Source organism: Leptolyngbya cf. ectocarpi LEGE 11479, assembly GCF_015207065.1.
In the GTDB taxonomy this organism is placed as follows: Bacteria; Cyanobacteriota; Cyanobacteriia; order Phormidesmidales; family Phormidesmidaceae; genus Leptothoe; species Leptothoe ectocarpi.
Window position 1 is genome coordinate 1 of sequence record NZ_JADEXP010000147.1, and the last position, 14,549, is coordinate 14,549.

Here is a 14,549-nt window from a genome sequence, read left to right on the forward strand (position 1 = left end):
GTCCGTTCGAGCAACTCAATGGCTTCCGATATCATGACGATTGGATGCGTAACTTGTTAATTGCCTCGTCTCTCAACGGGAGGAGACCGTTACCTCAATCTCCTCACACAAACTGAGGTGGAATCAGGCTTAAGCATCCCGCTGCGCAGGCGGCGGCATATTCCCCCAGGCTATGGCCCAGCACCACGGTGGGGGTAATTCCCCAGCTGCGCCACAGTTCGCTGAGGGCATATTCCAAGGCGAACAGAGCAGGCTGGGTGTAGGCGGTTTGATTCAGCAGCCCATCGGTTTCTGTAAATAGCACCGTTAGTAGTGACTGGCCTAATGTGTCTTTTAAGGCGGCATCACACTGATCTAAAACGCGTCGGAAAACGGGCTGGGTGTCATAGAGCTGTCGCCCCATGCCGACATACTGGGACCCCTGGCCTGTGAACAAAAATGCAATGTCTCGCAGCGGGCGACGGGGGGCTTTGGCTACGGCTACGGCGGGAGAGTTTTTTCCTTGGGAGATATTGGTTAGGTGCGATCGCATCTCCTCCACCGACTCCGCCACCACCATCGCCCGATGGGGAAAGATCGCTCGTCCGACATGGGCTGTCCAGCACACATCCACCAGGTTCATATCTGGGTTGGCCTGCAAAAACTCACCATAGCGACCCGCCAGCGCGGCCAGAGCAGTCTCCGATTTGGCCGTCAGCATCAGACCGTGCCAGGTGGAGGAAGCAACAGGGGGCGCAGGGCCAGCAGTAGGAGATTCTGAAGCTTCAGAGACAGCCGCAGACACCACTAAATGGGCATTGGTCCCCCCAAAACTAAAGGCACTCACACCCGCTATCGGTCGATCCACTCCGTCCGGTAGCGGCCAGCCTTTTTGGGGAACAAACAGCGGCGTATCCGCTAGGTCGATGCGGGGATTGAGCTGACGCAGATGCCGATGGCCCGGAATATATCGATGCTGCAGCGCCAGCACCACCTTGATCAATCCGGCGATGCCCGCCGCCGCTTCCATGTGGCCCACATTGGCCTTTAGCGCTCCCAAGGCACAGGGCTGCTGGGATGAACGCCCCGCCATCAGCACGGTTTTTAGGGCATTTACTTCAATCGGATCGCCCAGGGGCGTGCCCGTGCCGTGGGTTTCCACATAGCTAATGTGGGCGGCAGGCACCTGGGCCTGGGTCAATGCCTGGCGAATTACCGCCCGCTGAGCAGGACCGTTGGGGGCTGTAAGACCATTGCTCAGACCGTCCTGGTTAACGGAGGACCCTGCCACCACCGCCAAGATGAGATCGCCCGCCTGTTCCGCATCCGCCAGTCGCTTCAAGACAACAACGCCGCACCCTTCTGAGCGCACATAGCCATCGGCAGCTGCATCAAATGTCTTGCAGCGGCCATCAGCGGCCATCATCCCCGCCTGTTGAAAAACCTCTGTCACCTCGGGTCTGAGGATTAAATTCACACCACCCGCCAGGGCCAGATCACAGTCTCCAGCCGCCAGGCTTTGCCTCGCCAGGTGTACCGCCACCAGCGATGATGAACAGGCCGTATCCACCGCCAGGCTAGGACCCTTTAAATTGAGGGCATAGGAGATTCTGTTGGCGGCCACACAGAGTGCTGTACCGGTGGCGCTGTAGGGACTCATACCAGTCTCGGCGCGACTTAAAAGATAACCATAGTCGCTGTGGCTAATGCCCACAAACACCCCCGTACGGCTGCCCGCTAAGGACTGGGGAGAAATGGCCGCCGCCTCTAAACTCTCCCAACAAATTTCCAATAACAATCGCTGCTGAGGATCAAGATAGGCCGCTTCCCGTGGAGAAATCCCAAAAAATGCGGCATCAAACTGATCGATATTGGAGAGAAAACCGCCCCAGTCGGTGGCATCTGTGCCTGGGCGATCTCTGGGGGTAATGGCATCGCCACCGTCACACAGAAACTGCCAAAATTCATCGGCATTGTCCCCACCCGGAAACCGGCAGGCCAAACCGACAATCGCAATTGGGTTCATCGTCTTAGAGTGCCTCTCAATGCGGGTGAACAAATGACCATAGGCTTGGTATGGCCATAGGCACGCTTGGCCAGGGCGCTGTGCCAGAGGACCGTTTTAGCTCTCAGCCTCTAAAGAGCTACCTGCTAAGTGCTCAGCCAGGGCAGCAACGGTAGGATAGTCGTAGAGCAATGTAGGTGAAACCTGCTGATGGAGCCACTCCTCAAGTTCTCCTGACAGCCCAATGACTTCTGTTGAATCGAGCCCATAGCTGTCAAAGGGGACATCCGGGTCGATAGCTTCAATTGCAACATTTAGGGATGTTGCCAGCTTTTCACATAGCCAGGTCTCAATGATGGCTGCAGTTGGCCGGGAAACAACAGAAGGCGGAGGGTTAAAAGATGAAGTCATAGTAGAACCTTTGCTCACAATTGACGGGCGGGAATGGGAATGGGATGCAGCTGCTCAGCCAAAAACTGAGAACAACAGCGAGAACGCTGAATCTTACCGCTGGAGGTTTTAGGAATACTGCCGGGCTTGACGAGGACAATGGTTTCTACCCGCAGACCGTGGACCCGACTCACCGCTTGTCGGATCGCGCGCAGCACCAGCTCAGGCTCTAGCTTTCGCAGCCATACCCGCCCCACTTCTTGCACAATCACCAGCTGAGTTTGGTCGTCCTGGTCTACGGTAAACGCGGCTCCCCAAGTCGAACCAAACCCCGGATGGCTGGCCGCCACGGTGGCTTCCACATCGCTGGCATAGTGGTTGCGACCGTGGATAATCATCACTTCCTTCAGACGCCCGGTCACATACAGTTCCCCACCTTGCACACAGCCCAAATCCCCCGTGCGCAGAAAAGGTCCTGCGCCAGTGTCAACCAGGTGAGCCTGAAAGGTTTCTTGAGTCAGCTGCGGCTGCCGCCAGTAGCCCTGAGCAACACTGGGGCTAGCCACCCAAATTTCTCCCACTTCGTTGGGCTGGCAGCGCCTGAGAGTCTGAGGATTAACAATCTCCAGATCACCCGAATCGATCATCTGGCCGCAGCCCACCAGCACGCGCCCCTGGGGGGCCGGCTGAATCCGATGGGCCGCTAAGCTTTCTTCATCCACGGTTAGTTGCTTGGGTGCGCGGGTGCGATCGCCGCCTGTGATCATCAGCGTTGCCTCCGCCATACCGTAGCAGGGGTAGAACGCCTCAGGTCGAAACCCGTACTCTGCAAATTTAGTGGCAAAACGCTCCAGGGTGGCTGCTCGAACCGGCTCTGCTCCAGTAAAGGCCACTGACCATTGGCTTAAATCCAATCCCACACACTGTTCGGGTTTAATTTTTTCCACACAGCGTTCATAGGCAAAATTGGGACCGCCGCTAATGGTGGACCGGGTGTGGGAAATCGCCTGTAACCAGCGCAGGGGCCGCTGCAGAAAGTCCACGGGCGACATCAGGGTTGTGTTCACCCCCTGATATAACGAGGTGAGAATGCCGCCAATTAGCCCCATATCGTGATGCGGCGGCAGCCAGCATACTGCCTTGGTCTGGTGGCTCAGCCCAAACTTATGGCTAATGGCGGCGACATTATGGATGAGATTGCCGTGGCTAATTTGTACCCCCTTGGGGGCAGATATGGAGCCTGAGGTGTATTGCAAAAAGGCAGTTTCTTCAGGAGCAATATTGGGGGGCTGCCAGTCGGCAGCTTCTTCGGGCTTAACAGCATCCAGACTGATTGTGGGAAGACTCGCCAGGGTTTCGGATTGGAACTGCTGAGCGGAGGCGGTCAAAATCAGTGAAGCCTGGGCATCGTCAGCAATTCTCTGAAATCGCTCTAGGGACTGATTGGGTCGGGGCGGATAGATGGGCACTGCGATCGCACCCGCATACATACAGGCACAAAAGGCCAGAACGTAGTCTAAGCCAGGCGGACAGAGCAAGAGGACCCGCTCCCCCTTGAGGTTTAACCGCTGCATCCGAGCGGCGATCGCCCGACTGCGGCAGTCTAAATCGGCATAGGTTAATTGGTCCGACGACACGGCCCCGTCATTCCAAATTTGAAAGGCTATCCGAGAGGGCTGTTGCATTGCCCTTTCGCTAAGAAGATCAACCCAGGTCAAACCTGAGCTGACACCCTGGGGGCGGTTAAAGGTCAGATGGGGCATGGGGCTGATGGTAAATGTGCACCTGAAGATCAGAGGGCCGAACCGTCGCGACAGGATCAAAATACTTGCGAATTAGAGATAAGAATCAGTTTTATTAATTGATATCATTTCTCAATAGAGAGTATAAGCGCTTCAATACACATTCGCAAGAATATATCAGATAAATACCGTAATCTCAGTTAAAGAAAACCCTTTGTTTACGTCCTTTGATTCCATAATGAGCTTGACAAGGGACTGTCTATCCCTTTAATTTCTTGATAATATTCTCATTAAAAATCCATTTTTTGGTCTCTTAATTGACAATATTTTGCTTTAGCGTGGCGACAGCGATAGCTAAGGCACGCGGGCTTAAAGCCACGTTACTTGTGTGTGAGGAATCATGATGAAATTGTCTTTAGGAACCTACGCGCTGGGGATATCAGGCGCGATCGCAATTGCGATCGCGCAGCCTGCCCATGCACAGACCTCCATAATTACTGCCGTACAGCTAACCCAGACCGACACGGGGCTATCCCTAACCCTTGAGTCTGCCGCTGAGGCCCCCCTACAAACCTTTATCAATCGCAGTGGTGAAAGCACCATTGTTGTCGATATTGCCGACGCCCAGCTTCAGACCGGGGACACATTCCAGCAGGACAACCCGGTAGATGGCATCGCATCGATTACGGTCAAATCCCTGGCCACCAATCGGATTCAAGTTACCATTGTGGGCCAAGACGCCGCCCCAGAAATTGCCATCGATCAGCAGCCTGGCAGCCTGATTTTCGCCGTCAGCCCCGTAGGCTCCGATTCAGAAGATCCTGCCAGCGATCCCCTGGCCTCTGAACCAACTGACGAAGCCCCCCTGCGATTAGTGGTCACCGCCACCCGGACCGAAGAATCCGTAGACGACATTGGGCGTTCCATTACGGTCATCGATCGAGAACAAATCGAACAGCAGTCTATTATTTCCTCTGATCTCGCTGATATTTTAGGAAACTTAGTGCCAGGGTTTGGCCCCCCCAACCAGTTACGTACCACGCGCGGACAAACCCTTCGAGGCCGAGAAGCCGCCATCTTAATTGACGGTGTGCCGCTGTCCACCAATTTTCGAGTTAACCGTCAGGAACTTCGTAGTATCGACCCTTCTGCCATTGAGCGAGTCGAGGTGATTCGTGGCCCCAGCGCCATTTTTGGTGGCCAGAGTACCGGTGGCGTCATTAATATCATCACCCGTCGTCCCGTAGACGGTGAATCAAGTGTGGAAATTCAGGCTGGAGTTAGCGCATCCCTAGGTGACCTAGAAGATGACGGCTTTGGTACTAATCTTGCACTCAATGCCTCAGAAAGATCCGACCGAGCTGATATTAGAGTCAGTCTGTCTCGGGAAGAGACCGGTAGTTTCTTCGACGCCGACGGTAATCGCAATGTTTCAGAATCGAGCCTGAGCGATACCACCAGCTACAACCTACTGGGCAAAATTGGCTACGATATTAGCGAACAACAGCGACTCGATTTAACGCTTAACTACTTCAATGCCCAGCGAGAGACAGAGTTTATTGCTAGCCCGGCCACACTTCTCATTCCCGGTCGCCAGACTGCTCAAACTCTGAGAATTCGAGGTCTCGACCGAGACGATAATCCAGAAGATATTAGCTTCTTGACCAATCTCAGCTATTCCCACGCCGACCTGCTGGGTAGCGAAGTGCGGGGTCAGCTGTATTACCAAGATACGACTGCCCGTGGTGAGTTTGCTGACGGTCGGCTCGGTATTGATTTCTTTCCCTTTTTGTTTCAATCACGTCTGGAGGCCGAGCGCTGGGGCGGGCGACTACAGGTTGAAACCCCTTTAAATGGGGATGAAACGCTCAATCTGCTGTGGGGTGCGGACTATGAAAGTCAGAAAAACCGACAGATTACCGCCCAGTTTGATGCAGACACCTTTGACAATGAGCAACAGCTGACCACGCTCCAAGAATTTGACTTTACCCCACCCTATCGGGTGAATAGCCTAGGTCTTTTCACCCAGATTGATTGGGAAGCCAGTGAATCATGGTTGTTGCGTGGCGGTCTGCGCTACGAGAATATCAACCTCGACGTAGACGACTACTTTTCAGTCACTCGACGTCGCAACATTGAGGGCGGCAACCGCAGCTTTGATGACGTTGTTTTTAACGCCAGCACCGTTTATCAGCCGGCTGATGAGATTTCACTCTTTGCTAGCTTTGCCCAGAGCTTTAGCGTGCCTGAGTTTAGTCGAATCCTACGCCTACCCCCCGCCGGATTTGTCAGCGTTGAGGATGACTTTGATATTACTCAACCGATCAAAGTTACTGAGTATGAACTGGGTGTTCGCGGCAATTGGCCGGAGTTCCAAACTAGCCTTAGCGGTTTTTACAACACATCAGATTTTGGATCGAGTCTGGTGCCCAATGAAAATGGGTTGCTCGGCATTCAGCGTGCTCCTCAACGGATCTACGGTGTAGAAGCCACGGTCGACTGGCAACCAGCGGACACTTGGGGCCTTGGCGGTACCGTTGGCTGGTCTGAAGGTGAAAACGACGTCGATCGAGATGGCGATTATTTACCCTTAAACAGTGGAGAGATTGCCCCGATTAAGTTCACCGCCTATGTGGAAAATGAAACCCTACCGGGCTGGAACAACCGTCTCCAGGCGCTGATTGTCGGCGGTCGTAGTCGTGCCGCCGATGAAGGCGTCGAGCCTTTGGAGATTGAGAGCTATGCCACGTTAGACTTTATCAGCAGCGTGGATGTGGGTCCTGGCACTCTGCAAGTTGGTGTTGAGAACATTTTTGATACCCAATACTTTCCAGCCGTAGCTCAGTTTTTATCAGGGTTTGACGATCGCAACTATGTTGGCGGTCGAGGCCGCACCTTGCGTTTAATGTATTCTGTGGAGTGGTAATAGAAGAACTTTAATAGTATTGAATCTGAGGCAAAGGCGATGAGGCTATTTTCTTAGTGAGAGCTGCCCTCTCTTGGGAAATAGTCTTTTGATTTATTGGTTTAGCAAAAATGCTATGGGCTTGTTAAAAATTAAGCTCATGATTTTAGGTTATGGCTTTAGCGGCTGGCATGGAGTTTAAAGATGTTGCTTGGGGTCCCTCCAAGTTCCCCAAACCCCCTGGGCAGGGCCGGAACGCCGCCCTACAACCCACCGTACTGAGTTATTTTAAATAGCAATAAGTTGGGGTTACGACGGGGACAGTTATAAATATTTTGAACTGGTTTTTGCAGAAGATTCTCGGGAAATTACAATCATGAAATGATTGCTTAACGAGTCCTATGTCTCTCTGTCTGGTTTGAGTAGCACTATTGTTCTCTTAGCTGAGCTTTACAAGTTGAGTAATTTGATATTGCTGAGCTTTGCTTATTTCAACCAAATCCTTGGGTGTCTTTGCTGAATTGGTCGCGGTGGTCAGTTTATCCGCTTCTGCAATGGTTACCCGATAGCGTCCTTGGGTATGGAGACTTTTATAAACCAGCTCCACCTTGGCTCCGCTGGCATTACGGGTCCAGCGGTCTAGCCATAGCTGTAGCAGGTTAATGGGAATATATCGCAGCAATGGATAAAGTAATCGCTTAATGCCTGTTAATCTTTTTTGATACGTGCGTACTTTTTTAGGATAGGTGAGCCAGTCCCATCCAATTTCCATCCACACAGCGCGCTCGGCAATTTGCTCAAACTTAGTGCCTCCAGACCAACCTCGATACAGCTGTTTTAACTGGCGATGGTCGCCACTACGCCGTACTAGCTGCGGCAAGTTATCGAGTTCTAAATGGCCCCAAAATTGACCAGTGGGCAGGTCAACAAGCGTTGGGGCAAACTGATGGCCGCCAAAGTGGGTGCTTTGCCACACGCGCAGATTGAACTGGTCAGATTGTTGGCGCAGCTGGCGATAGATGGGAGTGCCAAATCGACCGCAGGCCAGGTCGACCTGGGTGTGGGTGCAGACCAGCATTTCTCGTAGGTGCTGGGTATCTTGCTGATAAGAGAGAAATGGGATGACTGTATTTTTCTTGCCCAGCAAGCGATTGAGTAGGCCTAAGACTAGATGGTTAGTTTGGTCTTCAGGAACCACATACTCTTCTTTGAGATACTCGGCAAACTGTTGGGCGGGCCGACGATAGTAGATAATGCGGGTGAGGCCGGGGGTGGAGTATTCAGGATCGGGTGCGATCGCAATTGGCCTCACCATCACCCCTCGCCTAAAGACCAGCTTCTTAACCAGCGAAAACATCTGGCCAACCATCGGATTTTCCGCAAACATAGCCAAGGGCCAGGGCTGAGCAACTTCCACAAGCAGCCAATAATCTACCTTAGGGGCAGACCCAATTGGATCAACACCATTCGCTTTAGAGACCTGGGAGCAATAGCGACAGTCGGCAAGATTGTCCGGCAGATTGTCCAGTTGCATAGCTCCTTCCTGAGGTTGATTCCTAATAAGCCCCACGCACATCTTAACGTCTTTCAAGACCTGCTGAGTGGCTAAGATGTTGTTCAAGCTCCAGAGCCAGGCATTGTCACTAGAAAAAGCCGGTTGGGTTCTAAAAAAGGCTCAATAGCTGTTTCAGGGAGGTGGATTAATGCGATGGACTGTAAGCCTTACCCAAAGCATGTTTCAGAAGTCCTTTAGCTCCTGGACTCAAACTCTTACATAACAAAGTTTCCAAGCATTTTTTGGCTCAGACCTCCCGGAAACCCATATAGAGCCTTTTTGATAATGTCTGCTAACCGATAGGAACAGATATAGGCTAGTGGTATAGATAAGCTGTGGACTAATGTGGTGCAGTATATAGAGTTTTCCTACCAGCAGAGTTCTGTTACTCGAGAGGTATCAGTCGTTAAGATGCTGCTTAAAGAATATTTTTCACTTTAATAAAAGCTGATTTTATTTGGAATTGTTGGAATAAATGAGGTAGATAAATATATTAGCTGTTTAAAGTAACACTATGGATAAGAAGGTACTGGCTGAATTTCAGTTAGAGGATGGCACTAAGTTTTTAGTCGAGGTGCCAGAGCCCATCAATGGAGATGCGGTAGAGGAGGTATCTATTCTAGATGAGCCAGTATTGAAGGCAAAGCAGACGTTTGAGAGTGCTTTGGATAAGGTGATTCCGGTAGCATCTGCGGCGATGGAGCGGTTGAAAGCGGGACTGACGACACCGGCAGATGGAATTGAGGTTAAGTTTGGGCTGAACCTTAGTGCGGATGCTGGGGTGATATTTTCTAGCGTGGGTAGCGAGGTTAGTCTAGAAGTGACGTTGAAGTGGGACAAGTAGGGTAGTCTGGCAGAATGGCAAATGATGGTAGTGCTCCTGAGATGTCCTGTAAAAGTGCGATCGCACGGTTCTACAAAGGATCCAAAGTCATTGGCGCTGGCATTTTGGTTGAGGGGGATTATGTACTCACCTGCGCCCATGTAGTAAAACAGGCGTTGGGGCTAGAAAAAGCCAAGGATCCTATTGGTCAAGAACTAAAGCTTAATTTTCCGTTTGTATCCCTGTCCCAGAGGCTATCAGCAAAAGTATTGCTATACCGACCGGCTAAAGACGATGACACAGCCGACGATATTGCCGGATTGAAACTGCTGGATGCTGCGCCAGATCAGGTAGCTCCCGCAAAACTAATGGCTGGTCATTATCTAGGTTTAGAATTCGGAGCCTTGGGTTTTCCAGAAGGACATCCCCGAGGCGTCTATGCCTATGGCATTCTAAAAGAAGAACTGCCCCACGGCTGGGTCCAGCTGGAAGACGATAAAACTCAGGGTATGGCCATTCAGCCTGGGTTTAGCGGCACCGCCATTTGGGACCAGTCAGCTAATGCGATGGTGGGCATGGTCGTTGCACGGGATAAGAAAACGCCCGAGGCCAAAATTGGGTTTATGATCCCAGCAAGACCGCTGCTGGCTACAGTGCTGGATCTGGAGATTTTGGGGCTGAGGTCAGTTTTGAGTACCTATGAAACGAAACTGACCGATGGCTTTGCTACGGCCTATCAGCTGTGCTGTCCTGAAGGATATTTAGAACCCACACCGGCTGACCTGTCAGGGAAGCTAAATAACCTTGGGGGCATGAAGCCAGATGCAAAGGGGCATCGAGCTATTGATCGGTTTGCGATGCTACTGAGTTTACCAGCCTTGAACCCACACACCGATTCCCAGAAAGCTCTACATAAGTGGCTAGAAACTCGGGTGGACAATCTGCAGACTTTAAAGGATAGCATCGCTCCACTGTTGGAAAAACAAACCGCTCTAGAATCTGCGGCAGTAGAATCCCATCTGTTGATTTATGTGCAACCTACCTATCAACAAACAGGAGAATATCCAGTTAAGGCTTGGCTCATCCCCGATGCCAAACACTACGATGCAAAATCTGGTGCCGGGAAAGAAGAAATCTATGCGACAAATACGGACACTGTTACCCAGACTACTTTGACCAGCTATGTACGAGCCTGTTTAGAAAACGTGGTGCAGCGTTCTCCTAAAGATCTGATGGTACATTTGATTTTGCCTCTGGCATTGCTCAACGAGAAGATTGATACATGGTCTCTAATGGATGAACCGATTCTGCCAGGGTTAACCTTCACCTCTACCATGGGAGAACGCTATCGGCTGGTAGTACAAATCGCAGAGCGTTTACATCCCAAAGTTTTGGGCTTTTTTGAAGAGCGATGGCGAAAAAATTGGGAAGCGCTCCACACTCTGACACCGACGGATTTGTGTGATGCTTTTGTGGCTGGCTCAGGAGACTGTTCTCAAGGTGTACTCAAGGGACATTGGCAGATGAACCAAAAGCTAGGCTTAAAGCTTTCCAAGGTTTTAGCCGCAAAACAATATATGGAGGTATTCTCCACGTTGGTGGAATATGGCATACCAGCAGCCTTATGGTTGCGGTGTGATCAGTTTGCTAATGGGTTGGAATGTGGCTGTGAGCTGGATGGGTTGCTGAACTGTGAACCCAATAAGCTGCCGGAGCTGGTGCGGGATATGCGCAGTAAAGCGACATCTTTGCCACCCGATGCTCATATTGGTCACCATTTGTCCTTTTTGTGGGAAGATCCCAGCTTGATACCGCCTAGAAAGATGCTGGGGATGGCGTAGCGCTAACGGAATACCATGACCAAACAGAGTGACTGGCGAATTTTTCAAGGAAACCGTAAGCCCCATAAGGATCGGGACTACATCACAAAGCGATTACCCGATCCGCCCAGTTGGCGACCCTTTGGGAGTGATGCGGCAGTAAAGGAAACGGTATCGGGTCTGAAAAAGAAGCAGCGGGGAGCCACATTTCAGGCGACCGATGATGAAATCGACATGGTAAACGCGGCACTGTATTTACGGCGACCGCTTTTGGTTACGGGGAAGCCAGGGACTGGTAAAACGTCGTTGGCCTATGCGGTGGCCCATGAGCTGAATCTGGGGGAGGTGCTGTACTGGCCGATTACGACACGGACTACTCGCAAGGATGGTCTGTATAGCTACGATGCCATTGCCCGCTTGCAAGATGTGCAGCTTGGACGGGAGCGGGATATTGGCGCATATATTACCCTCGGCCCCTTGGGGACAGCTTTGTTACCGACGGATCATTCCAAACGGCCTCGGGTACTGCTGATCGATGAAATTGACAAAAGTGATATTGACTTGCCCAATGATTTGCTGCATTTGTTTGAAGATGGAGAATTTCAGATTCCTGAGATTCTGAGGGTTTCAGAGGATTTGAAAAAGACTAAGAAGAACGTGAAAGTGCGTACGGCCTATACTGAAGCAGATGAACAACAGTTTGCAGAAACTCAGGATGGACGATTTCGCTGTGGAGCATTCCCGTTTGTGGTGATGACCAGCAATGGGGAGAGAGATTTCCCTCCCGCATTTTTGCGGCGGTGTTTACGGCTGAATATGGGTGAGCCCAATCCGGAACGTCTAAAAAAGATTGTGGAGGCTCATCTGAAGGCAGATTTGACGAATGAGAGTCGGGTGAAGGAAGCAGCGGTGCTGATCCAACAGTTCTGCGACAAAAGTAGAACAGGTGATCTGGCGACAGACCAGTTGCTCAATGCCATTTACTTTGTGACGCGGGAGCGGGTGCCGGATCAGGATACGAAAGAGAAGCTGGTGGATACGTTGATGAAGTATCTGTCTAGTACTGAGGATGCATGAGAGCTGATGGGAGCATTGATGGGTTTGCAGCTCTGCTGGGAAAGGCAGGGTTGGAGCTGGGTGCTGAGGAAATGGCGGATGCCCTATGGTTGGCGGGGCATATTAGTCCAGAGGGAAGGGAACAGGTTGTTGAAGAAGAGGATGCTAAGGAAGAGGCTGCTGAGCTAGCGGTGCGAGAGGACTATTTCGATAATGAATTTGAAGATGATGACGATGATGAAGCTCAATTGCCTTTGTCATTGCCGAAAAAACAGAATAGTGCAGAAAGTGGTGCAGCTAAGCCAGACGGTATTCCTATCAAAGCGCCAGCAGCACCAGCTCTGCGAATTCGTTTAGAGCTGGCAAGAGCACTACGTCCCCTGCGACGAAGCGTGCCTTCGCCTGTCAGGATGGAATTTGATCAGGCTGCCACAATTGACCGCATTGCAGATCAGGGTATTTGGTCGCCTGTATTGAGTCCGGCTCCAGAAAGATGGTTGGACGTGGCACTGGTAATTGAAGAGAGCAAGTCTGTGCCTTTGTGGAAAGAGACCTTGGCCGAGTTTCAAACTTTACTGGAACGGCAGGGGGCATTTCGGAGCGTGAGTTCCTGGCGGTTGCGATCAGATGAGACAGGTGAACTCACTCTGCTATCTGGGAAATCTAGTCGTCCTCGCAGTGCCCGAGAGCTACTGGACCCAGCAGGGCGCAGGTTGATTTTGATGGTGAGCGACTGTACGTCAACAGCATGGCAGCGGGGAACAATTTATCCTTGGTTAGAAACTTGGGGTGAACAGGCTCCAATGACGGTGATACAGCTATTGCCAGAGCGGCTATGGGCACAGACAGGATTAGCTCATGGGACACCAATGTGGCTGAGTGCATTAGAGCCTGGAGTATCTAGTACACGGATGATGGCAACGGCACAGATGCCATTGTGGGATTTATTTAGATCAGAGCAATCACAGGTGATAGTGCCTGTAGTGTCTTTAGAGGCGGAACCGCTAAAGCAGTGGGCAAACGTAGTTATAGGTACTGGAGAGAGTCGGACCGTAGGATTTCGATTTGAGATGAGAGAGAACCTAAGAAACAGTAAGCAGGAGTCAGAAGAACGAACAGAAATGAGTGCAGAAGAGCGAGTGCGGTTATTTCGGGCAACAGCTTCGTTGACAGCGCAGAAGTTGGCAGGATTAATGTCAGCTGCGCCTGTAAGTTCACCAATTGTGAATTTAATTCGGCAGACAATGCTGCCGGAGGCAGAGCCAGTTCATATAGCTGAGGTATATATGGGTGGCCTGATGGAAGCCCAGGAAAAGAACCAGTATGATTTTGTTCCTGAGGTGCGAGATTTATTAGCAGATACACTATCAGTTAAAGATACTGAGAGAGTTTTAGATGGCATTTCGTTATATATTTCAAAACAGCTAGGGCTTAATACGCACAGTTTTGAGGCATTGCTATGTCTAAGTATAGAAACTAACTCAGTTAACGAACTCCTTGTACCGTTCGCACATGTGGCAAAACAAGTCTTACACAGAATAGGTGGTGATTATGCTTCCGTAATGAAGCGTATGAATATTAGTAATTCTATTGAGCAACAAAAGAAAGAAAATAGAGCTGTTTCCACTACCTGGATTCCCCCACTACAGATATTCAAGTTTCGTGAAGCTATTATTGAATTTGAAGACCAGTCAGTAATCTTAGCTGAAATTGAACGATATGATTTAACTAACCGAGAAGCTGAAGTGTGGAGATTACGTCAGCAAGGAACTTCTTACGGAGATATTGCTCAACAATTATTTATTTCAGTAAACACTGTTAAAAAATATCTGAAAAATATTTTCACCAAAATTAACCGTATAGAAAATGAAATTTCACCAGAAGATTTCAGTAAAAACGAGAACGCTATTTGGAAGCTAATTCAATCAAAGTATCAATATACACTAGAAGAACTTTCCCAAGAAACTGGAATAGATATAGAGCAGCTTATTCAACATATTAACAATATTGCCCAAAAAATAGAAGCAGAAAATATCTTAAGAGCACTAGTAGTCGTAGGGCACGATAATAATCACTTAGGAGATGAAGTTCTAGAAGACATGAAATTAGAGCATCAATCTCAGGTTTTCAAGAGCATTTTTAGAGAAATTAAATATCTTAAAAAAAGAAAAATAAACGTACTTTTAAAGCCATCATTATCAGAACTAAAAAGTGAATTAAATCAAGGTAGTTATAATCTTTTTTTCTATTCTGGTTACGTTAAATCTAAAAATA

Annotated in this window: 9 protein-coding genes; 5 read left to right on the forward strand and 4 right to left on the reverse strand. The window is 50.2% G+C overall.

The features are described 5' to 3' along the window. Nucleotides 1–103 precede the first annotated feature (103 nt). From IQ260_RS16130 to IQ260_RS16140, 3 genes are all read right to left on the reverse strand, one after another. Nucleotides 104–2,005: a type I polyketide synthase gene (locus IQ260_RS16130; RefSeq protein ID WP_193994133.1), complete on the reverse strand. Its 1,902-nt coding sequence runs from the start codon at nucleotides 2,003–2,005 to the stop codon at nucleotides 104–106. Nucleotides 2,006–2,101: 96 nt separating this feature from the next. After that, a complete protein-coding gene (locus IQ260_RS16135) occupies nucleotides 2,102–2,395 on the reverse strand; it encodes an acyl carrier protein (RefSeq protein ID WP_193994134.1) in 294 nt (97 codons plus the stop codon). A 14-nt stretch (nucleotides 2,396–2,409) separates the two neighbouring features. Then, nucleotides 2,410–4,137, reverse strand: a complete 1,728-nt coding sequence (locus IQ260_RS16140) for a fatty acyl-AMP ligase (RefSeq protein ID WP_193994135.1) — start codon at nucleotides 4,135–4,137, stop codon at nucleotides 2,410–2,412. Between the two features lie 379 nt (nucleotides 4,138–4,516). Between IQ260_RS16140 and IQ260_RS16145 the strand changes: the two genes are divergently transcribed. Next, on the forward strand, nucleotides 4,517–7,042 hold the full coding sequence (locus tag IQ260_RS16145) for a TonB-dependent receptor domain-containing protein (RefSeq protein WP_193994136.1): 2,526 nt from the start codon (nucleotides 4,517–4,519) through the stop codon (nucleotides 7,040–7,042). Nucleotides 7,043–7,460: 418 nt separating this feature from the next. Here the strand turns inward: IQ260_RS16145 and IQ260_RS16150 are convergent, their stop codons facing one another. Beyond that, nucleotides 7,461–8,555 carry a sucrase ferredoxin gene (locus IQ260_RS16150; protein WP_193994137.1) on the reverse strand — a complete coding sequence of 365 codons (1,095 nt, stop codon included), beginning with the start codon at nucleotides 8,553–8,555 and terminating at the stop codon, nucleotides 7,461–7,463. A gap of 535 nt (nucleotides 8,556–9,090) precedes the next feature. Between IQ260_RS16150 and IQ260_RS16155 the strand changes: the two genes are divergently transcribed. From IQ260_RS16155 to IQ260_RS16170, 4 genes are all read left to right on the forward strand, one after another. Then, nucleotides 9,091–9,420, forward strand: a complete 330-nt coding sequence (locus tag IQ260_RS16155) for a CU044_2847 family protein (protein ID WP_193994138.1) — start codon at nucleotides 9,091–9,093, stop codon at nucleotides 9,418–9,420. A gap of 14 nt (nucleotides 9,421–9,434) precedes the next feature. Beyond that, a complete protein-coding gene (locus IQ260_RS16160; protein ID WP_193994139.1) occupies nucleotides 9,435–11,240 on the forward strand; it encodes a VMAP-C domain-containing protein in 1,806 nt (601 codons plus the stop codon). A 15-nt stretch (nucleotides 11,241–11,255) separates the two neighbouring features. Beyond that, nucleotides 11,256–12,296, forward strand: coding sequence for an AAA family ATPase (locus IQ260_RS16165; protein ID WP_193994140.1), 1,041 nt, complete (start codon nucleotides 11,256–11,258; stop codon nucleotides 12,294–12,296). Nucleotides 12,297–12,367: 71 nt separating this feature from the next. Then, the coding region (locus IQ260_RS16170; protein ID WP_228016175.1) for a LuxR C-terminal-related transcriptional regulator at nucleotides 12,368–14,549 on the forward strand (2,182 nt) is incomplete at its 3' end.

Coding starts and splice junctions, on each gene's coding strand:
- IQ260_RS16160 (WP_193994139.1), top strand. CDS start 9,435: ATGGCAAATGATGGTAGTGCTCCTGAGATGTCCTGTAAAAGTGCGATC.
- IQ260_RS16155 (WP_193994138.1), top strand. CDS start 9,091: ATGGATAAGAAGGTACTGGCTGAATTTCAGTTAGAGGATGGCACTAAG.
- IQ260_RS16140 (WP_193994135.1), bottom strand. CDS start 4,137: ATGCCCCATCTGACCTTTAACCGCCCCCAGGGTGTCAGCTCAGGTTTG.
- IQ260_RS16165 (WP_193994140.1), top strand. CDS start 11,256: ATGACCAAACAGAGTGACTGGCGAATTTTTCAAGGAAACCGTAAGCCC.
- IQ260_RS16150 (WP_193994137.1), bottom strand. CDS start 8,555: ATGCAACTGGACAATCTGCCGGACAATCTTGCCGACTGTCGCTATTGC.
- IQ260_RS16145 (WP_193994136.1), top strand. CDS start 4,517: ATGATGAAATTGTCTTTAGGAACCTACGCGCTGGGGATATCAGGCGCG.
- IQ260_RS16135 (WP_193994134.1), bottom strand. CDS start 2,395: ATGACTTCATCTTTTAACCCTCCGCCTTCTGTTGTTTCCCGGCCAACT.
- IQ260_RS16130 (WP_193994133.1), bottom strand. CDS start 2,005: ATGAACCCAATTGCGATTGTCGGTTTGGCCTGCCGGTTTCCGGGTGGG.